Source organism: Kibdelosporangium aridum (assembly GCF_900176515.1).
GTDB classification, from domain to species: domain Bacteria; phylum Actinomycetota; class Actinomycetes; order Mycobacteriales; family Pseudonocardiaceae; genus Kibdelosporangium; species Kibdelosporangium aridum.
This window is the reverse complement of record NZ_FWXV01000002.1, coordinates 1,932,095-1,955,259: the sequence shown is the minus strand read 5'-3', so window position 1 is coordinate 1,955,259 and position 23,165 is coordinate 1,932,095. Positions and strand designations below refer to the sequence as shown.

Annotated in this window: 20 protein-coding genes, 1 tRNA gene and 1 pseudogene; 8 read left to right on the top strand and 14 right to left on the bottom strand. The window is 64.7% G+C overall.

The features are described from left to right. Position 1: 1 nt before the first annotated feature. Together B9C43_RS18860 and B9C43_RS18855 are read right to left on the bottom strand one after the other, a co-directional pair. On the bottom strand, positions 2-499 hold the full coding sequence (locus tag B9C43_RS18860) for a DUF3558 family protein (RefSeq protein ID WP_235038715.1): 498 nt from the start codon (positions 497-499) through the stop codon (positions 2-4). Positions 500-534: 35 nt separating this feature from the next. Next, complete coding sequence (locus B9C43_RS18855; protein ID WP_084427907.1) at positions 535-1,005, bottom strand: hypothetical protein; 471 nt, start codon at positions 1,003-1,005, stop codon at positions 535-537. A 320-nt stretch (positions 1,006-1,325) separates the two neighbouring features. Between B9C43_RS18855 and B9C43_RS18850 the strand changes: the two genes are divergently transcribed. After that, positions 1,326-2,111: an SGNH/GDSL hydrolase family protein gene (locus B9C43_RS18850; protein ID WP_084427905.1), complete on the top strand. Its 786-nt coding sequence runs from the start codon at positions 1,326-1,328 to the stop codon at positions 2,109-2,111. Between the two features lie 98 nt (positions 2,112-2,209). Here B9C43_RS18850 and B9C43_RS18845 read toward each other — a convergent pair whose 3' ends face one another. The 12 genes and pseudogenes from B9C43_RS18845 to B9C43_RS18790 all read right to left on the bottom strand — a co-directional run bounded on the left by B9C43_RS18845 (position 2,210) and on the right by B9C43_RS18790 (position 16,115). Continuing rightward, entirely contained in the window at positions 2,210-4,813 is a 2,604-nt protein-coding gene (locus B9C43_RS18845) for an AfsR/SARP family transcriptional regulator (protein ID WP_084427903.1), read from the bottom strand. Between the two features lie 270 nt (positions 4,814-5,083). Further along, positions 5,084-5,995, bottom strand: a complete 912-nt coding sequence (thpD, locus tag B9C43_RS18840) for an ectoine hydroxylase (RefSeq protein ID WP_033391015.1) — start codon at positions 5,993-5,995, stop codon at positions 5,084-5,086. Continuing rightward, positions 5,992-6,387, bottom strand: coding sequence for an ectoine synthase (locus B9C43_RS18835; RefSeq protein WP_084427901.1), 396 nt, complete (start codon positions 6,385-6,387; stop codon positions 5,992-5,994). Before B9C43_RS18835 ends, thpD begins: the two co-directional genes overlap by 4 nt. Continuing rightward, positions 6,384-7,634: a diaminobutyrate--2-oxoglutarate transaminase gene (ectB, locus tag B9C43_RS18830; protein WP_084427900.1), complete on the bottom strand. Its 1,251-nt coding sequence runs from the start codon at positions 7,632-7,634 to the stop codon at positions 6,384-6,386. The genes B9C43_RS18835 and ectB overlap by 4 nt, the downstream gene beginning before the upstream one ends. 24 nt (positions 7,635-7,658) lie before the next feature. After that, the gene (gene ectA / locus B9C43_RS18825; RefSeq protein ID WP_033392481.1) at positions 7,659-8,165 is read right to left on the bottom strand and encodes a diaminobutyrate acetyltransferase; all 507 of its coding nucleotides are present in this window, start codon (positions 8,163-8,165) and stop codon (positions 7,659-7,661) included. 162 nt (positions 8,166-8,327) lie between these two features. Continuing rightward, complete coding sequence (gene mgrA, locus B9C43_RS18820; protein ID WP_084427898.1) at positions 8,328-9,356, bottom strand: L-glyceraldehyde 3-phosphate reductase; 1,029 nt, start codon at positions 9,354-9,356, stop codon at positions 8,328-8,330. 63 nt (positions 9,357-9,419) lie between these two features. After that, positions 9,420-10,154, bottom strand: a complete 735-nt coding sequence (locus B9C43_RS18815; RefSeq protein ID WP_143446400.1) for a hypothetical protein — start codon at positions 10,152-10,154, stop codon at positions 9,420-9,422. 154 nt (positions 10,155-10,308) lie between these two features. Then, positions 10,309-11,019, bottom strand: coding sequence for a Crp/Fnr family transcriptional regulator (locus B9C43_RS18810; RefSeq protein WP_160096565.1), 711 nt, complete (start codon positions 11,017-11,019; stop codon positions 10,309-10,311). Positions 11,020-11,114: 95 nt separating this feature from the next. Continuing rightward, positions 11,115-12,354: pseudogene (locus B9C43_RS18805) on the bottom strand (DUF445 domain-containing protein). Further along, positions 12,351-13,076 carry an Abi-alpha family protein gene (locus B9C43_RS58515; RefSeq protein WP_084427892.1) on the bottom strand — a complete coding sequence of 242 codons (726 nt, stop codon included), beginning with the start codon at positions 13,074-13,076 and terminating at the stop codon, positions 12,351-12,353. Before B9C43_RS58515 ends, B9C43_RS18805 begins: the two are co-directional and overlap by 4 nt. A 58-nt stretch (positions 13,077-13,134) precedes the next feature. Continuing rightward, on the bottom strand, positions 13,135-14,223 hold the full coding sequence (locus tag B9C43_RS18795) for a viperin family antiviral radical SAM protein (protein WP_160096563.1): 1,089 nt from the start codon (positions 14,221-14,223) through the stop codon (positions 13,135-13,137). A gap of 365 nt (positions 14,224-14,588) precedes the next feature. Continuing rightward, entirely contained in the window at positions 14,589-16,115 is a 1,527-nt protein-coding gene (locus tag B9C43_RS18790) for a prenyltransferase/squalene oxidase repeat-containing protein (RefSeq protein ID WP_143446399.1), read from the bottom strand. Between the two features lie 254 nt (positions 16,116-16,369). Here B9C43_RS18790 and B9C43_RS18785 point away from each other — a divergent pair, with 254 nt between their 5' ends. The 7 genes from B9C43_RS18785 to B9C43_RS18760 all read left to right on the top strand — a co-directional run bounded on the left by B9C43_RS18785 (position 16,370) and on the right by B9C43_RS18760 (position 23,110). Then, positions 16,370-16,933 carry a TetR/AcrR family transcriptional regulator gene (locus tag B9C43_RS18785; RefSeq protein WP_200825569.1) on the top strand — a complete coding sequence of 188 codons (564 nt, stop codon included), beginning with the start codon at positions 16,370-16,372 and terminating at the stop codon, positions 16,931-16,933. 61 nt (positions 16,934-16,994) lie between these two features. Beyond that, positions 16,995-17,807 (top strand): molybdopterin-dependent oxidoreductase, encoded by an 813-nt coding sequence (locus B9C43_RS58510; RefSeq protein ID WP_235038681.1) that lies wholly within the window; start codon positions 16,995-16,997, stop codon positions 17,805-17,807. 42 nt (positions 17,808-17,849) lie between these two features. Beyond that, on the top strand, positions 17,850-19,199 hold the full coding sequence (locus tag B9C43_RS58505) for a molybdopterin dinucleotide binding domain-containing protein (RefSeq protein WP_235038680.1): 1,350 nt from the start codon (positions 17,850-17,852) through the stop codon (positions 19,197-19,199). A 40-nt stretch (positions 19,200-19,239) separates the two neighbouring features. Continuing rightward, positions 19,240-19,875, top strand: a complete 636-nt coding sequence (locus B9C43_RS18775; RefSeq protein WP_084427880.1) for a hypothetical protein — start codon at positions 19,240-19,242, stop codon at positions 19,873-19,875. Between the two features lie 58 nt (positions 19,876-19,933). Continuing rightward, positions 19,934-20,006: transfer RNA gene (locus B9C43_RS18770), tRNA-Thr, on the top strand. A 208-nt stretch (positions 20,007-20,214) separates the two neighbouring features. After that, entirely contained in the window at positions 20,215-21,594 is a 1,380-nt protein-coding gene (locus tag B9C43_RS18765; RefSeq protein WP_084427878.1) for a threonine/serine exporter family protein, read from the top strand. 91 nt (positions 21,595-21,685) lie between these two features. Beyond that, positions 21,686-23,110: an alpha,alpha-trehalose-phosphate synthase (UDP-forming) gene (locus tag B9C43_RS18760; RefSeq protein WP_235038678.1), complete on the top strand. Its 1,425-nt coding sequence runs from the start codon at positions 21,686-21,688 to the stop codon at positions 23,108-23,110. Positions 23,111-23,165: the final 55 nt, after the last annotated feature.

Genomic DNA, 23,165 nt, shown 5'->3' with positions numbered 1-23,165 from the left:
CCTACGGCAACTTCTGATCGATGGTCTTGGCTATCTCGAGCACCTTCGGGCACACCGAGTTGTCGTTACCGTCACCAGCCGTCCCCAACACGATGACGGTGGTCGAATCCGGCAAGCCGATGGCGATCGGGCACGTACCGAAGACGGGAACCGGTGGCAACTGTTTCGCCTGGTGCTTGTCGAGCTGGACGCTTTGCCCCTCGAGTTCGCTCAAAGGGGCCTTGCCGAACCCGGTCGAGTAGCTCTCGCCTGGCTTCGAGGTCTTCCATTGGCACATCTTGAGACCACCAGGAAGATCCTTTGGCCCGACCTGGGTCAGTCCGAAGCTCGAAACTTCGGTTGAGGACAACAACGCACACGGATCGTTACTGGCCTGCGTCGACGTTGACTTCGGCGGCTGCACGGTGCTGGACGTCTGGCGAGGGCTGGCCGAAGTTTCGCCTGTCGCTGCCAGTGGCGAGCCGCCCGTGCTCGGCGAGCACCCCGCCAAACCGGCCACGACCGCACACGCCGCCGCGGCTAGAACCAGGCGCTTCACAGTCCGCCCCCCGATTTTTCGACGTTTCCCTTGCTGGCACTGTCAGAACTCGAGTAATGCTGGATGCTCTTCGTGACCGCGGATTTCAGTTCCTCGATCTCCGCCGCGAACTTCTGCAGCAACTGGCCGCTTTCGCGAGAGACGCCTTGATTGAAAGTCGAGATATCCGTCGCGTAGCCACCACCGAGGCGCATGCCATTGCCGATGGCAGTCATGGCGCCGGTTGCCTGGAGTTCCGCCACCTGGTCCTGCACCTTGGTGAGTTGCTTCACTACTTCCTGCGCTACGTCGGGACGGACTGCGAACGCGCCAGCCTCGGCAGCCAACGCCATGTCCCCGAGGGTCTCGAAGAGGCCACCCAGCCAGCCGCCGCCCGTGTTGTCCTTGCGGCCTTCTTCCAGGGCGCGCTGGTAGGCGTCCTGGTAAGCCGGGTCGTTCGGATCCGGCTTAGGCGTCCCGTCTGGCATCGTGTCCCCCGGTTAGGCGATTCCTCTCCAACTCCGCATCGTAACTGTGATGTCGGGACGACGTGATCGGTTCCGGCATACACCTGCAGTCGTAATGGGACAGTGACTCTCACTGTGGGCGAGCTGGCTGCAGCGAGTGGTGTTCGCCACGGACTTCGCTGGTCAAAGCCGTCGACACCTGGACAAACCGGCCTCCCGCGATGTACGGGAAATCACTCACCGTGACTCCGATGTTGCCAGTCGCAACCGACGGTGGCGTAGGTAGCCGTCCATTAGGCATCCTGGCCTTTGGTTGGGGGCGGCAACGACCTTCGGGAGGGATGGGCGTGGGCTGGGGTAGCTGGGTCGCGATCGGGGACAGCTTCACTGAGGGGTTGAGCGACGTCGACGAGTCTGGCGGGTTTCGGGGGTGGGCGGACCGCCTTGCCGAGTTGTTGGCGGAGCGGGACCCGAACTTCCGGTACGCCAACCTCGCCATTCGCGGCAAGATGATGACCGAGATCATCGACGAGCAGGTGCCGTTGGCCATCGCGGCCAAGCCTGAGCTCGTCACCATCTGCGCGGGCGGCAATGACCTGATCGTGCCGGGCAGCGATGTGGACGAGCTGGCGGGCCAGCTTGAGCAAGCCATTGTGGACGTTCAGGCTGCCGGCACTGAGGTGCTGATCTTCGCTGGTCCGGACCCCAAGGCGATGCCGATGGTGCGCCGGGTTCGCGCGAAGGTCGCCATCTACAACGAGCACCTGCACGCCATCGCCGACCGGCATGGTGTGCGGATCGTGGATCTGTGGGCGATGCACGTGCTCAGTGACGCGCGGGCGTGGAGCGACGACCGGCTGCACTTCTCCTCCGAGGGGCATCGGCGGATCGCGTTGCGCACGGCCGAGGTGCTCGGTGTGCCGACCGACGAGGACTGGCGTGAGCCGTGGCCACCGCAGGAGCGGATCACGTCATGGTTCAAGCTGCGCAAGGCCGATCTGGACTGGACACGGGTACACCTGATGCCGTGGGTCAAACGGCACATCAAGGGCGAGTCCATGGGGGACGGTGTGACGCCGAAGCGCCCGGAACTGCGCCCACTTGGCGACATTCCCGTCAACGATTGACGGTGCCCGGCCGGCACTCCCCCTCGGCGTGCCGGCCGCCCCCGGTGTGGCGCCGCGGGTAGCCTGCCAGCTCGGCAATCAACATCACTAACTGTGCGCTAAACGCCGTCGATCAAATCCCGCATTTGTTCCGCCCGGTGCTCGTTGACCTGCGCGTACAGTTCCAAGGATCGCCGCCATTGTTGCTGTGCGGCGGAAACTGCGCCTTGCGCGGACAGCACGCGGCCGAGCACTTCCCGGCTGAACGCCTCGGTGAAGACCGCGTCCGAGTGCTCGACCGCGGTGCGGGCGTGCCGCTCCGCTGCCGCGTCGTCGCCCATTTCCACGTGCAGCAAGGCGAGTCGAGCGTGCGTGGGCACGGAAAGCTCGGGTTCTCCTACTTCCCGGTAGTGCTCAAGGGCCTTGGCCAACTCCGCCAGCGCTTCTTCTCCACTGTGGACAGTTGCGAGTGCTTCGTGTCCCACTGCGGCAAGGCGGGAGTCGCCGAGCCGACCGGCGATCTCGATGACCCGCATGGCGTCCGAAACTGTTTCCGCCGAATAACCCAAAGCGCACCGGGCATGCCGTAACCACGCCTCACCCTCAAGATCACCAGCGGAAACCGCGATCGACAGTCCCTTATGGACCAGGGACGGCCGCGTCGGCCGGGCCGTCCAGAAGTCGTGCGCCATCCGGGCGAGTCGCCATGCGTCGCCAGGGGCAGCAAGGTCCAACAGGGCCAACAGGGTCGGCCACTCCCGCTCGAACCACGCCAGCGCCTGGCCGACATCGCCGAAGTCGTGATTGTCCGTTTTCCCGGCGGGATACGCCATCGGCCCGAAGAACCGCCGAGCGGCGTCAGCGGCACCGAGGTAGTAAGACACGAGCCGGTCGAGCGCGGCCGCACGCTCGTCGCCGACCGGAGCGAGCTCCTTGGCGTGCAAGCGAATGAGGTCGTGCATGACGAACACGTCCTGACTGGTCTCGGTCACCAGGAACGCGTCGGCGAGCGCCCGCAGGTTTCGCCGGGCCGCGGCGACGTCGAGCGACTGCAGCGCGGCCATCGCGCCGGGACCGATCGACGGCCCGGGGAACATGCCGAGCAACCGGAACGCGTCCGGCTCGGCCAGCCGCCGGTACGTCAGCTCGAAACCGGCCCGCACACTGGTATCGGAGTGTTCCGCGGCCAACGCGGCCAACCTGGTGCGTTCGTCACCGAGTTCGGCGATCAGCTCGTCGGCGATCCATTCCTGGCGCGCGGCAAGCCGTGCGCCGACGATGCGCAACGCCTGCGGCCAGCCGCCGCACAACTCGACGAGCTGGTCAAGCCGGGCCTGCTCGATCCGCCCGGCACCGACGATCGAGTCGATCACCCGCACCGAGTCGGCCACCGGAAGCGGTCCTAGATCGAGCAGCCAGGCACCGCTGCGGGCCACCATCCCTTCAAGACGAACGCGGCTGGTGATCAACACAAGCGCCCGCGATCCGCCCGGCAGCAGAAGCCTGACCTGCGCGGAATCCCGTGCGTCATCAAGCATTACGAGCACGCGCCGGTGTGCGAGCAGCGAACGGTAAAGCGCCGCGCGGTCATCGGTGTCCGTGGGCACCTCGTTCGCCGGTACGCCAAGGGTCAGCAGGAACTGGCCGAGCACCTCGCCAGGGTCGAGCGGCGGGTGCTCAGGGTGAAAACCGCGCAGCCCAGCGAAAAGCTGGCCGTCGGGGAACTCGTGGTCGACCATCCGGCCCCATAACGCCGCCAGTGCGGTCTTCCCAATCCCGGCGGGCCCGGAGATCACACCGATCGGTGTCGCCTCGCCGTGGTCCTCGGCGAGCAGTTGGTCGAGCCACACCAGTTCCTCGTCGCGCCCCTGGAATCCGACTGGCGCGGGCGGCAACTGCGCGGGCACGACCACACCGACCTTCGGCGGCACGAGCGGAGCGGGCGCGGGCAGCAGCAAAGTCGAGTCGTCGTTGAGCACGCGCTCGTGCAGTTCCCGCAGTGCCGGGCCTGGATCGATACCGAGGTCCTCGGCTGCCCGGCGCGCGAACCGTTGGTACGCCTCAAGAGCGTCCGCCCGACGGCCGGTCCGGTACAGCGCCAGCATCAGGTGCGCGATCATCTGCTCCCGGAACGGATACGCCTCGGCGAAGGTGGCCAGCTCGCCGATCAGCTCGGCGTGCCTGCCCAGTTCGAGATCGGCTTCGATTCGCGCCTCCAGCACGGCGAACCGCAGATCTTCCAGCTCCGGCGCGCTGATCCGCGGCGACACGTCGGCGAGAACCGGTCCACGCCACAGGCTCAGCGCTTCCCGCAGCATCTCCGCACGCCGCACCGGATGTTCGTGCCGCGCCCTGTTCAGCAGCCACGTCGCCTGGCTGACGTCGATCAGGTCCTCGTCGACAATCAGTTGGTAGCCGGGCAACTGCGTGTCGATCCAGACCGATCCAGTGGGATCGACCAGCCGTAACTGTCTGCGCAACCGCGATACGTAGTTCTGCACGATGGTCCGCGCGGTCAGTGGCGGATCATCGCCCCACAACCCGTCGAGGATGTCCTCTACCGGGACAACCTCGTTGGGGCGTAACAAAAGCATGGCAAGCAGACCGCGCACGCCCGGCCCGCCCAGCGCCACCGGTTCCCCGTTGACCACTGCCTGCACCGGTCCGAGCACACCGAACCGGATGACGGCATGGTCGTCTTCACCAGTCTCCCCCGTACGCACTTCGTCCTCCCCCGTCCCTTACTGCCGGTGACCAAGGTACGTCGAAGAAGGGGGGATAAGTAAAGGTTTACCGCGCAATCGGCGGAAAGCACCAGGCAGAAGTCGACCCCTTGCCGCCCGGTCCCGATCCGGTTGGCAAGGGGTCACACTCACACGGCCTGGTCACGTGTTTCGCCGACCCCACCCCGAGTGGAAGACCGACTGGCTCGTGACCGCATCCGGCTGAGCGAGATCAGTACGCACTAACCGTAACAGAGCGCATGTGATCCATCACACCCGGGGCCCACGGGCCAATGGGGTGAATTCGCGGCTGGCGATGAAGGTCGGCCGCGGCGCGGGCGCCGCGAACGGCTCCTGCAAAGTGTTCTCCACACTGTTGAACACCACGAAGATGTTCGACCGCGGGAACGGCGTGATGTTGTTGCCGGAGCCGTGCATGATGTTCGCGTCGAACCACAGCGCCGAGCCCGCCTCGCCGGTGAACTGGTCGATGCCGTGCTTGGCGGCGAGCGCGGTGATGTTCTCCCTGCTGGGGACGCCGATCTCCTGTTCCTTCAACGACTCCTTGTAGTGGTTGGCCGGTGTCTGGCCAATGCAGGGCACGAATGTCCGGTGCGATCCGGGCATCACCATCAGGCCGCCGTTGAACGGGTAGTTGTCGGTCAGCGCGAGCGACATGCTCACCGCACGCGGTGCCGGCATGCCGTCCTCCGCGTGCCACGTCTCGAAGTCCGAGTGCCAGTAGAACCCTTTGCCCTTGAAGCCGGGCATGAAGTTCACCCGGCTCTGGTGCACGTAGACCTCCGAGCCGAGCAGCTGACGGGCCCGGTCGAGGATCCGCGGATCCCGGATCAGCTCGGCGATCAGCTGGCTGATCTTGTGCACCTCGAAGATCGACCTGATCTCCTGGGACTCCTTCTCGATGACCACGCGCTCGTCCGCGCGCAGCCGCGTGTCGCCGGTCAGCCGGACGAGTTCCTGCCAGTACGTCCGGACTTCCTGCTTGCTGAGCACGCCCTCGTCGACCGAGTACCCCTTGGCGTCGTGCGAAGCCAGCGTCGCGGCGTCGACCGGCCCCGGCGCGTTCGCCCAGACCGTCGGATCGGTCCGCTCGATCAGGCCGGGCTCACCGATCACTCGGGTCGGGTAGCGGTCCGCAGCTCGGGTGCTGGTGACTGTCATGTCGCTCCTTCCGCGATCAGGGGGTAGACACCGTTCTCGTCATGGACTTCACGGCCGGTGACGGGTGGGTTGAAGACGCATACCGTGCGCATCAGCGTTCTCGGCCGTAGCTGGTGCCGTTCGTGCCCGTCGAGCAGGTACATCGAGCCAGGCGCGAGCTGGTAGACCACGCCGGTTTCCTTGTCCTCCAACTCACCTTCGCCTTCGACGACGAAGACGGCCTCGACATGGTTGGCGTACCAGAAGTCGTTGACTGTGTTCGGGTACAGCGTGGTCTCGTGCACCGAGAACCCGACCTGCTCACCGGCGAGGACCAGCCTTTTGCTGCGCCAGTTCGGTGTCTGCACGTCCCGTTCGGTGTCGGTGACCTCGTGCGTGGTACGGACGATCAAGCCAGGACTCCCTTCACCGAAGCCGCCAGAATGGACAGTCCGGCCTCCAGCTCGTCATCACTGATGGTGAGCGGTGGCATCAGCTTCACGACCTCACCGTCCGGTCCGGACGTCTCCATCAGCAGGCCTGCTTCGAAGGCGTTCTTGCACACCTGGTCGGCGAGTTCGGCGTCCGCGAACTGCAAACCCCTTGCCAGTCCTCGGCCTTTGGCACGCATCTGAACGTCCGGGTAGGACTCGACGAGCCCGGTCAGCGCCCGGCCGACCTGCTCGCCCTTGGCCAGCGTGCTCTTCTCGAGCTTGTCGTCCTGCCAGTAGACCTTCAGCGCTTCGGTTGCCGCGACGAAGGCAGGGTTGATGCCGCGGAAAGTTCCGTTGTGCTCGCCCGGTTCCCAGACGTCCAGCTCGGGCTTGAGCAGAGTCAGCGCGAGCGGAAGCCCATATCCGCCAATGGATTTGGAGAGGCACACGATGTCCGGCTGGATGCCGGCGATCTCGAAGCTGAAGAACGGCCCGGTCCGGCCACAGCCCATCTGGACGTCGTCGACGATCAGCAGAATTCCGTTGCGCTGGCAGAGATCGGCCAGTCCGCGTAGCCATTCGGCTCGTGCGGCGTTGATCCCGCCTTCACCCTGCACGGTCTCGACGATGACCGCTGCAGGCTCGTTCAGCCCGCTGCCGCTGTCGGCAAGAAGGCGTTCGAAGAACAGGAAGTCCGGAGTCTGGCCGTCGAAGTAGTTGTCGTACGGCATAGGCGTCGCGTGCACGAGCGGAATGCCTGCGCCGCTGCGCTTCATCGAGTTCCCGGTCACGGACAGGGCGCCGAGAGTCATGCCGTGGAAGGCGTTGGTGAAGTTGATGATCGCCTCACGGCCGGTCACCTTGCGGGCCAGCTTGAGCGCCGCTTCGACCGCGTTCGCACCGGCCGGGCCGGGGAACATCACCTTGTAGTCGAGGTTCCGCGGCTTGAGCACGATGTCCGCGAAGGACTCAAGCAGGTCGCGCTTTGCCGCGGTGTGCATGTCAAGCGAATGCGTGATCCCGTCGGCGAGCATGTAGTCGATGACGGCCCGCTTCAGCAGCGGATTGTTGTGACCGTAGTTGAGCGATCCCGCTCCAGCGAAGAAGTCCAGGTACTCCTTGCCGGTTTCGTCGTAGAGCAGGCTGCCGGTGGCCTTGTCGAAGGTGGTCGGCCAGCCACGGCAGTAGCTGCGTACCTCGGATTCGAGCGTCTCGAAAATGTTCACGGTTCTCCGTGTGATTCAGATGAGCTAGGAAGGCGCGTTGACCGGCACGAACGGGCCGATTCGGAACAGGAACTCGGCCGCGTGGTCGTCAGGGAACTGGTCGGCGCTGAACAGCTGGTTGCCGGTGAGGCCCGCACCCCAGCGGGCGGCGAGCGCGCGGAACATCGCGATGGACGAGTCGTTGTCCGAAGTGACAGTGGCTTCGAGATGTCTGGCGCCGGTGCGGCGCACCAGGCTGTCCAGCAGCGCCGTCGCGAAACCTCTGCCGCGATGTTCGTCCGCCACGGTGATCTGCCAGATCACCAGCGTGTCGGGCTGGTTCGGGCGCAGGTATCCGGTGACGAAGCCGATCACCTCACCGTCGATCTTCACGACCGCGGAGGTACCGGCGAAATCTCTGCACCACAGCAAGTAGGAGTACGAAGAGTTCAGGTCGAGCGTGCGCGAATCGCGCGCCAGCCGCCACATTCCCGCACCGTCCGAAGTGGACGGCACATCCACTACCGCCTGGCCGAAGGTTTTTCCGGACATGCCAAGGGAACGTAACAGAGGTGTTTCCACCGATCAGCCCATCGGGTCTCGCCCGGACGGCCGACCTGGGGGAACGCGAAACGGCCTGTGTTGATCAGTACAGACTGTTGAACGGCGCGTGCGCGCTTGCTTAGCGTCGCGCGCACGCGCGTTGCCAGAACGTCAGCCGGCTACACGTGACGGCCGCCACAGGTCCAACCCGGACTCCACGGCGTACTTGTCGATCTCGGTCAGCTCCGCGTCGGTCAGCGGCGGGCCGTCCAGCGCGGCCAGGTTCTGCTCGAGCTGCTCGACCGAGCTCACGCCGATCAGCGCGGAAGTGACCCGCGGATCGCGCAAAACCCAGGTCAACGCCAGTTGCGACAGGCTCTGACCACGCTGCTGCGCGATCCCGTTGAGGCCACGCACCCGGTTGAGATTCTCCTCGGAGAGGTGGTCTTGCTGCAACGAGCCGTGCTGCGACGCACGCGACCCCTCGGGCACGCCGGTCAGGTACTTGTCGGTCAGCAGGCCCTGCGCCAGCGGCGAGAACGCGATGCAGCCAGCGCCGACGTCCTCGAGGGTGTCCAGCAGCTCCGGCTCGATCCAGCGGTTGAGCATCGAGTACGACGGCTGGTGGATCAACAGCGGCACACCGGCCTGTTTGAGCAGCTCAGCGGCCTCTTTGGTCTTGGCGGGCGAGTACGAGGAGATGCCGGCGTACAGCGCCTTGCCCTGCTGCACGGCGCTGACCAGCGCACCCATCGTCTCTTCCAGCGGTGTTTCCGGGTCGAACCGGTGCGAGTAGAAGATGTCGACGTAGTCAAGGCCCATCCGGCCAAGCGATTGGTCGAGCGAGGCCAGCAGGTACTTCCGCGAACCGTGGTCGCCGTACGGGCCAGGCCACATGTCGTAGCCCGCCTTGGTGGAGATCACCAGCTCGTCGCGGTACGGCCGCAGGTCGTCGCGCAGGATCCGGCCGAAGTTCTCCTCGGCGGACCCGTATGGCGGACCGTAGTTGTTGGCCAGGTCGAAGTGCGTGACACCGAGGTCGAACGCGCGCCTGGCGATCTGCCTGCCGTGCTCGTACGGCCGGGCACCGCCGAAGTTCTGCCACAGGCCCAGCGAGATCAGCGGCAGTTTGAGTCCGCTGCGCCCACTGCGCCGGAATTCCGCTTTGTCGTATCGCCGTTCATCGGCTTGGTACACCACAGCGCTGAATATAGGCCGCGAAAGGCGAGGTGGCCTGGCGTTGGGGGCAAGGCCACCCCGACCTCATCCGCTGATGAACCCGCGCTGCGCAGTGGTCCGGTGCCGCCCTCGGACAACTACATCGGACACCTCATCGGCACTGACCACATAGGGCCGCGCTTGCACACCGGCGGAGTCCCACCTCGACACGATCGGACGTGCGTACATGTCGATCGTGTCCGAGCAACCGGGCAGCCACAGCCACCCGTATCCCTTGAATTCCTTCTCCCGCACGGCAAGCCGGCGGAACTGGTCGGTACGCAGCGAAGTGTGCCCCGCTTCGACGACCGACCGGTAGACCAAATCGGACAGCATCACCGCGAGGTTGGCCTCCGGCCACTGTTCGAGCACCCCGCGCAGTGGCTTGGAGTCGAGCAACCTGCTCACCACCACCGCGTCCCGGCAAGGATAACCGTTGGGACCGTTGACAACCACGCCGTGGTGCACCGCCATCCGCATCCGCAGCCGGGCCCACGGCAGCATGTCCTCGTTGTGCTGGCGCAGTTCGGCTTCCAGACGGCGGGTGAAGCCGTCGACCACCAGCGGCTCAGGTTCGTCGTGGGGAAGAACGGCCAGTTCGGCGTCGCCGTGTTGCTGACGAGACCAGCGTGTCCGGTTCAATCCCATTGACGACGCGGCGCGATCAAGAGATCGCAGCAGGGTCTCCTGCCATTTCTGCTGGCGCTGCTCCGGCGCGGCGCCGTACCCGCGAATATCAACTCCGACATAGAGCGACCGCCGGAAGCCCGTATCTGCCATACAATTAGACCCTTCGTGGACGGATCCGAGGGATGCTGGTGCTCTGCGTAATCATGCAGTAGGTCGTTCGTATGAAAGCGGCACTGGTACGGGTTCGTGTCCATTTAACGCAACAAGCTCGCCCGCTTGGTTCAACTTTTTAACAGTACAAGAGTCACGCTATTTCGGCGCGCTGTCTCAGCCTGCTCATATCGAGAACCGCGATGCCCCGGTAACGGCCGCTGACCAGGCCTTCCTGTTGAAAAGTCCGAATGATCTTTTCCGCGGTGGACAGTTTGATACCGGCGATCGACGCGAGTTCTTCCCTGGTGAGCGGCACACTCAGATCCCAGTGACCACCGGAACGGGTGCCATACGCCTCATATAGGTCGACAAGAACCCTTGCCACCCGCACGCTCGCCGGACGACCGTGTTCGATTCTTCGACGGTCGGCCCATCGAAGGCGTTCGCTCAACATCGTCGCCACCTCGATGGCCGCATCCGGGTGACGGGCCAGGAAGTTCCGCAGCTCAGCCTTGGTCATCCGCTTGAAGAAAATGTCGGTGCACGCGATCACTGTCGCAGATCTCGGGCCGACATCGAGTGCCGCCATCTCGCCGATGAGATCACCACCGACCCTGATCGCGAGCAGGGTCCGTTCCCCGGCCGGGTCCGTGGCCTGCACTTTCACCGATCCGTGCAGCAACAACAGTGCTGAGGAATCTGTTTCCCCCTGACTGATGATTGTCATACCTGCCGGCCTGCTTTCCGAAACGCCGACCGCGAGGAAATCCTCCCTGGTCCGTTCCGACAGCCGCCCGAGCAGGCTGGCCTGTGGGTACGCCAGCGACCCACCGGCCACTCGTCTTGGAATGATCTTTCCCACCTCGCCGATTGTCGAGTCTGCCGGAGAATGCGACCACCGGACCATCGACGCGTTTCCGCGGACTGTTAACAATAGTGGCACACGGATAACACGGGTCAGTTGGCCAGGTTCTCGACGAGCAGGACCTGCAGCTCGCCGACGGCGAAGCCGAGTACGGCGCCGACGGTGATCAAAATCCATTCATCCTGCTGGAAGGCCGGCCTGATCAGATCTTCGAACTCCTCGGGCGAAAGCTCTTGCATCTTCTGGACGAGCGTGTTGCGGATATCCATCGCCTCTTCGGCGTAATCCTCGATGAAGGCGAGCGTGTCCGGCATCCGCCGCATGACCTTCTCGGCGACGCTGTGCTTCAGCTGTTGATATCGGCGGCTGCCGACCGTGATCGCCACAAGCGGGCGAGCGAGCCTGGTCTGCCGGTCCATGGCGTTGGTGATCTGCCGTTCCACCACTGCGAACAGCCGATCGGCCAATGGTCCGCGCAGGACAGCGTGCAGAACGTTGTGCGGTGTGATGATCTCCTTGGCGATCAGTGCGCCGTAGTCAGCCGCGACTTCCTTGCGGCGCTTGAGAAAAAGCCCCTGCCAGGTGAACAGCCCGAAGTAGCGCCTCGGCTCACGCGGATGGAAGATCATTTTCAGTGCGAGCCAGTCGGTGAACCAACCGGTGAGGCCACCGAAGATCGGCATCACCCACGGCGATTTCAGCGTGGCCCAAGCAAGCATTTGAATGAGGCCGATGGCGAAGCCGAACACGATGCCGGACCGCGCGATGAACTGGAACTCCCGCTTGCCCGCCTCGAGAAAGATCCGGTTGAGCAGTTCCTTGTCCTTGACGAGGTTCTCGACCACCATGCCCTTGAGGTCGAACACAGAGTCCACATCGGACTGAATAGTGGCCAGAATGCCCTTGACGACCTTGGGCGCCTCGGCCTGGACCCGGCGGACGACGAGGTCCTGCGCCTGCGGCGGCAAGGACTCCCAAAGCGCGGGCTGGTACTCCTCGGCGATCTCGCGGGTGATCTCGTCAACCGCCTCGAGCAGCGGCTGCTCCAACTCCTTGGCAACCCCGCTCGGGATCGAGTCGTCGCACGACCTCACCGGCGGAGATGAGCCGATCGGTCATGGTGTCGCACGCGATGGCCGCCATCCGCGCGGCCTTGCGCGGAACGATGCCTTGCCAACCGAAGAACGGCCGGATTCCCCGGAACTCGATGGGCCGGAACATCATCCGGATGGCGACGACCTTGGTGACGTACCCGATCAATGCGGCGATGAGCGGCATGGAAGCGTAAACATGCCAGTTCCGCTGGAAATCGGCGACGATCTCGTCGATCATCCCGGCCGCGCCGCGTCCCAGAACTGCGTGCCCAAAGTAGACAGTTTGACGGTTCGTTTCAGGTACCGCGGGCTGAGCTTGTGGACAGTGCGAACCTCGGTCTCGGCGGTACGAACCCGATCCTCGGTGAGCAGGATGTCGTACTGAGTGCTGAGAGCCTGGTCCTCAGGTCCAGTTTGGACAACGCCGAGACTCAGCAGCCGCGTGACGTAGTCCGGAACGAGATCCGGCAACATCACACCGGCCGCCCGCCCAACCGAGGAAGCGTTCCGCAGCACAATCCGCTGCGGTCCACCCAACGTCGACCGCCCAGCCACATGCACAAGGGCATACACCTCACCATCGCTCAACGCAGCGAGGATCCGCGCCTCATCGGGAACGAGCTGGCGGACGATCGACATGAAGAGGTGGTGCCGCCCCTGCTCCCGATCAAGCTCGGTGGAAAGCCGCAACAACTCGGCCATCGCCGACCGCACCGGATCAACGTGCCCATCGACCACAGCGGGAGGGGCTTCGATCAGCTTGCCCGTGAAGGTTCCTTCTTCGTCGAGGCGCTTGCGTACCTGGTCGAGAACGGCCTTCTCGGCTTTCCGGAACTGCCGTTGCGCGGCTTCGCCACCTGGCAGACGGCCAGCCGCCTGCCAGCTCGTCTTGGCCAGCCAGCCCGCGAGCCTGCTCGCCTGCGCCACCACCCGGTCGACCGGATCCCGCTCCTCAGCCACGACGCCTCCCACCCTTCAGCGTCCCAGGTGTACCACACGTCCCCGCAGGTCAGCGCCCTCAGGTTGAGGATATTACGGCCGTAGCCTGACCAGACTCGAGTACATCGGTCCGCCGCGAAATCCGGGCCTGGAGCCACACGGGTTCGGCCGTCGCCGCGGTCGTCAACGGCGTTGCGCTCGACACGGCGGATGGCCGCCACCTGTTGCGCAGATAGCCCCGCAGCTGCGCCCAGCTGCCGACGCGGCGCCACTTCCACCCGCCCCAGAAGTCGTACAAACCGTCACGAGCGAGAAATCGGGCGGCCGAAACGTCCACTTCGGAGAAGGCCGCGCGAACTCCCACGTCCAGAATCGGCTGACTGTACTTGTACTGCCCGGAGACATTGTCGTAAAAGCGCCCAGCCGGGTCGATCATCGCGTAGCTGCCGACCATGTCCGAACTCGTCTCGGGAACCACGACGATGCCGTTCTTGCGCACTCGGCGATTCTTCGCGACAAAGTGGTTGAAACCGTCGCGATCCACGATCAAATCCTCGGCACACCGCGAATCGGGACCTTGAAGTGGAAGCATCTGCATGATCTTCCACCGACGAGGCCGGGCCCTGATGATGAAGTCCCTGAAGTCCTCACCGTAGTTCGCCGAGGTGACGACGGTATTTATCTTCAAATTGACACCGGCGGCGTGCACTCGCTCACAGATGGCAAGATACTGCCGCTTGGAAATTGGCTTGTGAGCCTTGACCCGGCCGATCCGAATGGCTGTCGCCGGATGCAGGCTGTCCACGCTCAGCACCAGCCAGTCGAGATGTTTCAGCAGGTCAGACGCTACAGATCGGTCGAAGTAGCTGCCGTTGGTGACCACCGAGGTCACCATGCCGAGCTTCTTGGCGTAGACGACCAGGTCGACGAGCCATGGACACAAGAACGGTTCGCCGCCTGCGAAATTGATTTTCGTGAATCCGGCCCTGGCCAGCGCTCGCACAATCCGCATGGCGTCAGGACGATCCAGGTGTCCAGCAGGCAGGACATTCTTGCGCACACCTTGGAATGTCGCGAAACAGAACCGGCAGCGCATGTTGCACGCCTGCCACACGTGATAGTTGACCGACGGCACATGTGGCGACTCGGGCGGTCCCGACGAGACCATCCGTCGAAACCTCGACGAGACCATGCGCGGGATTATCGCACCAGCCGCTCAAGGCTAAAGTAGAGGGTTGATACATAGAGACCCGCGAGCATGTCGAACTGCGACTTGCCCCTGAACAGCAGGTGACGTTCGTTCGCGAAGGCCGATTCCACCACACCGTCAGCCCACGAGCGCGACGGGTACTCACATCGGCGGGCGCCCGCCGGAACCAACGCGCTACGACCCACGGCGTTGCGAGTTACCCATGTGGAGGCACCTCGCCCAACGACTGCTCGTATCCGATAAAACCACCGTCTCGAAGCAGGCCTTCAGGCGTCGTCGCGTCCGATTTGGACGAAAAAATGATCATCGGGCTGGCCGCACGATCACGCTCCCATTGCTTCTTGAGCACCCGGCCACGGCGATCCATTGGTCAACAGAAAACTCATCATCATTGACTCGAGTGATGCGGTGGTCAGCCCGAGGACCGGTGCCGATTGGAGAATTCGTACGCCTATTGAAACCACGGTCTTCAGCGCGAAAACCGTGTCATGCGCGGCCCACATTGTCGGCGAGGCGGGCACTGTGGCGTTGCATCGCCACGCACCGCTGGGCATCTGCTGGGCGAGTAGTTGCAAGATGCCGCGCTGGACGAGCGGATCGCTCAAGCTCGCGCCTGCCTGACTCAAGGCCACCAGCGCCCATGGCGTCGTGTAGTGCCGAAAGATCAAGCGAGAGTCGGTTCGAGGATCGACAAGCGTGTCGGACAGCGCCGAACGCCACGGTTCGACGCCAGCGCTGTTGAACCGTCGACGCAAGTACGCGACGCCCTGGATGATGGCGTTGTCATTGGCGGGCACGCCTGCTGACAGCAAAGCGATGACGGCATGGGCGGTTGGTGCCGGTGGCGAGAGGTCTGGCTCCGTTGGTGAGACCACCGCACGGTCCAGTGGCCAGGAACCGTCCTCGCGTTGGTTGTCACGAAGCCATTGGACTCCTCGACCTACCGCACCCCGGTTGCCGAGACGGGCCAGCATTCTGACCGCAAAAGCCGTTGCTATCACTTGCGCTTCGGCGCTGCGTTCGGAGACACCCCAGCCGCCTGACGGTCGTTGGGTGTTCATCAGCCACGCGGCCCCGCTTGAGACCGCGATGCATTCCTCGGTACGTCCCGACTCGACCAAGGCCCACAGGCAGTAGCACGTGCTCTCCGTGATGGAGATCTGAGTGGGCTCGCCGTGCAGCGAATGTTTCACTTGCCAGCCGCCATCAGGGTTCTGCGCTTGCTCGAGGCACCGGGCGACAGGCTCGATGTAACGACTTGCGACAGACGCGTGCGCCAAGGCCAGCAGTCCTTGCGCGGAGGACATTACGCCGACGGCGTCGTTGCTCAGGTACTGCGACCAACCTGCGCGACCGTCCTCCACTGTGAAGCGCTCCTCGAGGTGCTCGACAGTTCTGGCGAGGGCGTGACGCACAGGGCCGCCGATCTTCAAAGCGAATCGTTCGGCCTCGGCCCGGCTCGCGGCTGCTTGGAAGAGGCCGATCAAGGAGATGTCCGCGCCTGCTCGAACGAGCTCCGGCAGGGTCATCAGCGTTGTACCGATGGGCCAGGTGGCCGGTTCACGGGCGCTGACCAAGACGTACATGTCTATCGCGGTTGAGGTGACTTCGAAGGACATCACCCCGACATAGGTCACAACCAAGCCGAGCGCGGACTTGGTCGCGGATTCGATGCCCGGGCCCAGTTGCTCCAGTCCGCCGGGCCCGGCGGCTAACGCGACACGGGGGCAACTGGGCCCAACCGGTCCGAGTTGCACGAGAAAGCACTCGTAGGTGTCGAATGAAATGATCAGGTTGACCAGCGGCACTCGGCCGGTACCGACCAGGCCCTGTGGGATACGGTCGTTCATCTCCACCTCCCCACCTCGAAGATGAAGACAGCAGGGAGGTTGACCGTGCGCCAAGACTGCGACCCGACTCACGGTATGGCCACGCTGACTCACGGCAATTCTACTGACAAATCTCTTGGCTACCAAGAGAACAACGCGGCAAGTCTCCGTGACGCAATTGGCTGAATTGACGGTCGGCTTCAGCTGGCTTGAAAAGATGACAGTGAAACGTCAGAGCATTTCACTATGCTGATCGTCATAGTACGCTGGTCGCCGTGGCAGGCGATGTCCGTAAGGCGATGGTGCACAGTGCGGTGACGCTCTTCCGGGAGCGGGGGATCGCGGGTACTTCCCTTGCTGACGTCATCGAGCACAGTGGGGCGCCGCGAGGGTCGATCTATCACCACTTTCCCGGTGGGAAGAACCAGCTTGCCGCCGAGGCCACCGCATGGGCCGGCGAGGTGATGAACCGGATGATCGGCAAGTTCGACGATCCCATCGAGTTGACGCGGGCGCTCTTCGAGTTCTGGCGGGCGGAGCTCTCCGAGAACGTTCAGACCAGCTGCCCGATTGTCGCTGCCGCTCTCGGCGCGGCCGAGTCCGTCGATGCTTATCGGGCTGCGGGTGAGGTCTTCGGCAAGTGGGAACGGACCATTGCGGATTTGCTGGTCAGGCGGGGTGTCTCCGAAGAACGGGCGGTGTCCGCGGCGACCTTGCTGATCACGTCGATCGAGGGGGCGACGGTGGTCGCGCGTGCTCGGCAGGACACCAGGGCTCTTGACCGGGTTGAGCGGGAGATGACTCGGATGCTTGGGCATCTTCTCGTCGACTCCGCTTGACGCCCGTGCGGAACCGGTCGAGTATGACGGTTGGCATAATCGACTCTTCCGGAGCGCTGCGATGGACCAGTGGCACAAGTCGGTGTGCATCCTCTGCGCGTGCAACTGCGGTATCGAGGTGCTCACCGAGGACCGGCTGTTCAAACGGATCCGGGGCGACAAGGACCATGTCGCGTCGGCGGGATACACCTGCAACAAGGCACTGCGCCTCGACCATTATCAGAACGCGTCCGATCGGCTGACAAGCCCGTTGCGCCGCAAGGACAATGGCGAGTTCGAGGAGATCAGCTGGGACACCGCCATCGCCGAGATCGCCGAGCGGCTCAAGGCGGTCCGGGACGCGCACGGCGGAGAGTCGATCTTCTTCTACGGCGGTGGCGGGCAAGGCAATCACCTCGGCGGCGCCTACAGCGCCGCGCTGATGCGTGGGCTTCGCGCGTGGCATCGGTCGAATGCCTTGGCGCAGGAGAAAACCGGCGAGTTCTGGGTGGACGCCCAGCTCCACAGGGGACATACCGCGCCCGACTTCGAACACGCCGAGGTCTCCGTCTTCGTCGGCAAGAACCCTTGGCAGTCACACGGTTTCCCGCGCGCACGGGTCGTGCTCAAGGAGATCGCACGGGATCCAGCGCGGTCGTTGATCGTCATCGATCCGGTCCGGACCGAAACCGCCGACCTCGCGGACATCCACTTGCAGGTCAAGCCGGGCACCGACGCGTGGTGTCTCGCCGCCATGGTGGCGGTCGTCGTCCAGGAGGACTTGGTCGATCACACTTTCCTCGCCGAGCACACCACTGACTCCGCCCAGGTGCTCGAGCACATGGCCCACATCAAGGTCGCCGAATACGCGCAGCGCTGCGGTGTTTCCGAGTAGCTGATCACCAAGGCTGCCAGGCAGATCGCCACCGCGAGCAGTATGTCCATTTTGGAGGATCTCGGTGTCCAGCAGGCACCGCACAGCACGCTGAGCTCCTATCTGGAAAAGCTGCTGTGGGCGCTGACCGGCAACTTCGCCAAGCAGGGCGCGGTGAACACGCACTCGTGGCTGGTCCCAGTCGCCAAGCACGACCCGCGCCGCGACCGCCGTACGCCGGTCACCAACACGCCGATGTTCGCGAACCTGGTGCCGTGCAACGTGATCCCGGACGAGATCCTCACCGATCACCCCAAGCGGTTCCGGGCGATGATCGTGGAATCCGCCAACCCCGTCCACTCGCTCGCCGACTCGCCGCGGATGCGCGAAGCGTTGGACGCGCTCGACCTTGTCGTCGTGATCGACGTGGCCATGACCGAAACCGCCCGGCACGCACATTACGTGCTGCCCGCGGCAAGCCAGTTCGAGAAGTGGGAAGCCACGTTCTTCAACCTGGAGTTCCCGCGCAACACGTTCCACTTGCGGGCCCCGGTGCTCGATCCGTTGCCGGGCACACTCAACGAAGCGGAGATCTACGCCCGTCTGATCCGTGCGCTCGGGCTCGTCACTGCCGAGGATCTCGCGCCACTGCACGAAGCCGAAACCCGCGAAGCCTTTGCCCAGGCGATGCTGCGGGCGATGAGCGGCAAACTCGCGCCGCTCGCACCCTTCGTGCTCTACGAAACGCTGGGTCCGAAGCTGCCCAACGGTGCTCGTAACGCCGCGGTTCTCTGGCTCGCAGCGCAGAAGTGTGCGATGACGTACCCCGACGCCGTCAAACGAGCGGGGCACGCCGACGGTGAAGCGTTGTTCGAGGCGATTCTCAACTCGCGCTCCGGCATCACGCTCACACTCGACGAGTACGCCGACGCCTGGCGCTACGTGGGCACCGACGACGGCCGGATCCACCTCGCGATCCCCAGTCTGTTGGACGAAATCCGCAAGCTGGACACCACGCAGGCCTGGACGAGCGACGAATTCCCGTTCGTACTGTCCGCCGGTGAACGACGGTCGTTCACCGCCAACACAATCTTGCGCGACCCTGCATGGCGCCGCAGGGACACGCGTGGCGCGCTGCGCATCAGCCCGCAGGACGCCGAAGCCCTTGGCCTGCAAGACGACGGCACCGCCATCGTCACCACCACACGCGGATCGGTGGAAGCAGCCGTGGAAATCAACGACCGCATGCAGCCCGGCCACGTCTCTCTGCCCAACGGCCTTGGCCTGAATTACGACAACAAGCTGACAGGCACTGCGCCCAATGAACTAACCGACTCGAACTGGCGGGATCCGATCGCCGGAACTCCTTGGCACAAGCACGTTCCCGCCAAGATCGAGAGGTTGACTGCCTGACTAGGTTGTGGGGAAAGTTCCCGCCCTGCTCGGAGCAACGATGATCACCCGCAAGCTCGATCCGTGGCAGCAAGCCCTGCTTCGGGAGTTACGCACCAGGGATCTGTCCAGCGAACGGATCGAGCAGCTGCTCGACTCGGTCGAGGCGTACTGCGCCGACACCGGCAAGACACCACAGCAGGCGTTCGGCGATCCCGCCTCGTACGCGCGGGTGTTCGCGCCAGGCCTGCAGCCGGTGAAGTTCGTGCCCGCCGCGATCCAAGGCACTTTGGGTATCGCTGGTCTGGTCATCCTGGCGTCCGGGGTTCCGGCCGTGATGAACGAGCTGCCGACGGCGGTCATCAGGACCGGTGCGGTGGTGTCCTTCGGTGCCGCCCTGGTGGTGTTCATCGCGTTCCTGGCCGTGAAACGGCACTTGGTGATCTCGGCGGGTGCCCTGTCGCTCGGGATCGTCGCTTTGGTCGTGCCGTACTTCCTGTGGCCGACGACCTTTGTCGAGATCCCTGTGTGGCCAGCGGTCACCGGGAGCCTGTTCTTGATGTCGGCGGCCTGGGCGGTGTCGGTGTACCCGGATCACGTGCTGGACCGCGACACGAAACAGCGCCAGATCAACACGATGCGCTGGTGCCTGCCCACCCTGATGGCCTGCGGAGCCCTGCTGAGCTGGTTGCGCTAAACGGGAGCCGGTGTACTTAACCGCTCGACTGTCTGCTTACGATGTTGTCGGACAGTTCGCCGGTGTAGCTCAATTGGCAGAGCACTCGCCTTGTAAGCGAAAGGTTACGGGTTCGAGTCCCGTCACCGGCTCGGGCGGCGTCAGCCGCTGGCCGGCTCCCAGCGTGGGCCGCCCAAGACGCGGTGTCTTCTGGGGGCCGAGCCCCCAGACCCCACGGTGCGAGCTCCTTCCGATCCAGCGCTGGGCACGTTGCGCTTGAACCAGCCCGGGGCGTTGGGCCGTTTCCCGCTAAACCTGTTTGTGGTGCACGACACTGTTACACCTCTTCTTCCTCCTGCGATGCCACGCGGGAAACGAGGCACGGGAGGAGTGGTAGTGGCGCAGTTCGTGCCGGCCGAGTCGGTTGTCAATCAGGTGCTCGACCTGGCGTTGCGGATCGGAGAAGTGCAGTTGAGCTCCGGTGCGGGCGCCTCCGATGTGACCGCGACGATCATTGCTGTCGCAAACGCTTGCGGCCTTGAGCAGTGCCAGGTGGATGTGACGTTCACCTCCATCACCGCGTGCTGCCATCGGGGCGCTGAGTTCGCACCTGTGACGTCGTTGCGAGTCGTGCGGTCAAGGGGGTTGGACTACACGCGCCTCGCCGCCGTCGAGCAGCTTGTCCGGGACATCACGCGACGCAGGACGACGGCAACCGAGGCTGCGCGTCGGCTCGACCGGATCGTCAACGCACGGCACCCCTACCCACGATGGGTAGCGACGGCCGCATGGGCCGGTATGGCCGCGAGCGTCACCGTGTTGCTGGGTGGCGGGCCGCTTGTCGCGTTGGCTGCCGCCGTCATCACCGCTGTCATCGACCGCATCGGACGGATTCTCAACCGGCACAATCTGCCGTTCTTCTTCCAGCAGGTGCTTGGCGGCGCCCTCGCCACGGGTGGGGCGCTCGCGGTTGTGTCGACAGGGTGGCTCGGTGAGTCACCAACGCTCGTCGTGGCCGCTGCCATCACGGTCCTGCTGTCCGGACTTAGCGTCGTCGGCACCGTGCAGGACGCCATCACGGGCTACAACGTGACGGCCGCAGGGCGCGCGATGGAGGTCGCGTTGATGACCGCGGGCCTCATTGGCGGGGTTGTGCTGGCACTGAACATGGCCTCGGAGTTGGGCTTGCCACGGGTGCCCATGGCGGAGGCGCTGCCGCCGACCGCGCTGCGGCTGCCGTTGCAGACAGTGGCCGGTGCTGCCGCGGCGGGCTGCTTCGCCCTGGCGAGCTACGCAACGATGCGGTCGATGATGGTCGCCAGCGCGGCGGGTGCGCTCGGCGCGTTGGGCTACGGCGGACTCGTGCTCGGTGGAGCCGGGCCGATCGTGGCGTCGGCGGTTGCCGCGGCGGGGATCGGGTTCTGCGGCGGAGTGATGGCGCGACGACTGGGCGTCACTCCTCTTGTCGTCGCGGTCTCCGGGATGACACCCCTGTTTCCTGGACTTACGACATATCGGTCGCTCTACGAGCTCGCGGTCGACGGCACCTCGGCCGGTGTCGTGACGCTGATGACGGCCCTCGGCATCGCCCTGGCGCTGGGCGCGGGCGTGGTTCTCGGCGAATACCTGGCACAACCTGTACGAGTGAGCCTCGGTAGGTTGGAGCGACGGCTCGGTGCCATCAGACTGGTCGGGCCGACGTGGCAACGGCTGGAGCTGGAGACAACGGCGTCTAAGTGAGACTTACCACCTGACCGTTTGCCGGACGCGCTCAGCGGCCTAACTGGCTACTGTCTTTTAGTCAGTGTCATCACAAGGAGGCTCTCTCCCGGTGAACAGCGGTGCGGACTTCATCGTCGTGGCCAACCGGCTCCCGGTTGACCTCGAGCGTGCGGAAGACGGCACGCAACGTTGGAAGCACAGCCCAGGCGGACTGGTCAGTGCCCTCGAGCCGTTCTTGAGATCCAAGAGCGGCGCGTGGGTCGGCTGGCCGGGTGTGCCGGACGTGGACGTGGAGGAGTTCGAGGACGACGGCCTGCGACTGATCCCGGTCACCCTGTCGGCCGCCGACGTCCGCGACTACTACGAAGGCTTCTCCAACGCCACCCTGTGGCCGCTGTACCACGATGTGGTGGAACCTCCGGTGTTCGACCGGGCGTGGTGGGACAGCTACGTCAAGGTCAACCACCGGTTCGCCGAGGCCACCGCGGCCGTCGCCTCGCCGGGCGCGACCGTGTGGGTCCAGGACTACCAGCTCCAACTGGTCCCGCAGTTGCTCCGCGAGCAGCGGCCGGACCTGCGGATCGGTTTCTTCCTGCACATCCCGTTCCCGCCGGTCGAGCTGTTCATGCAGCTGCCGTGGCGGACCGAGATCGTGCGCGGACTGCTCGGCGCTGACCTGGTCGGGTTCCACCGACCGGGTGGCGCACAGAACTTTCTGTGGCTGGCACGGCGGTTGGTCGGCCTTGAGCCGAGCCGTGCCGCGGTCGGCGTGCGGACCAGGCCCGGCCTGATCCACGTCGGCGACCGGCCGGTCCGGGTCGGCGCGTTCCCGATCTCCATCGACTCGGCCGGACTGGACGGGATGGCCCGCAAACGGGACACCATCCAGCGTGCCCAGCAGATCAGGACCGACCTGGGCAACCCGAAGAAGATCTTGCTCGGGGTCGATCGCCTCGACTACACCAAGGGCATCGACGTGCGGCTGCACGCGTTGCAGGAGCTGCTCATCGAGGGCCGGGTGGACCCCGATGAGGTGACCATGGTCCAGCTGGCCACCCCCAGCCGCGAACGGGTCGAGCACTACCAGCGGATGCGCCAGGGCATCGAGCAGGTGGTCAGCCGGATCAACGGCGAGTTCGGCAAAGTGGGTCACCCGGTCGTGCACTACCTGCACCAGTCGGTGGACCGGCGCGAGCTGGTCGCGTTCTTCTCCGCCGCGGACGTCATGGTGGTCACACCGGTGCGCGACGGGATGAACCTCGTGTGCAAGGAGTACGTGGCGTGCCGGCATGACCTGGGCGGCACCCTTGTGCTCAGTGAGTTCGCCGGCGCGGCCGCCGAGCTCACCAGCGCGTTCCTGGTCAACCCACATGATCTTGATGGGGTGAAGAACGCGCTGCATGCGGCCCTTACGATCGACCCTGCGGAGGGCCGCCGTAGGATGCGCGCTCTGCGACGCCAGGTGCTCACCCACGACGTCGACCGTTGGGCACGGTCGTTCCTGGAGGCTCTGGGGTCACAGGGGTTGAACTGAATCAGTTCAGATCGTAACTTCACCCGATAGTGGCAATGGCTGCCACGCTGGAGCA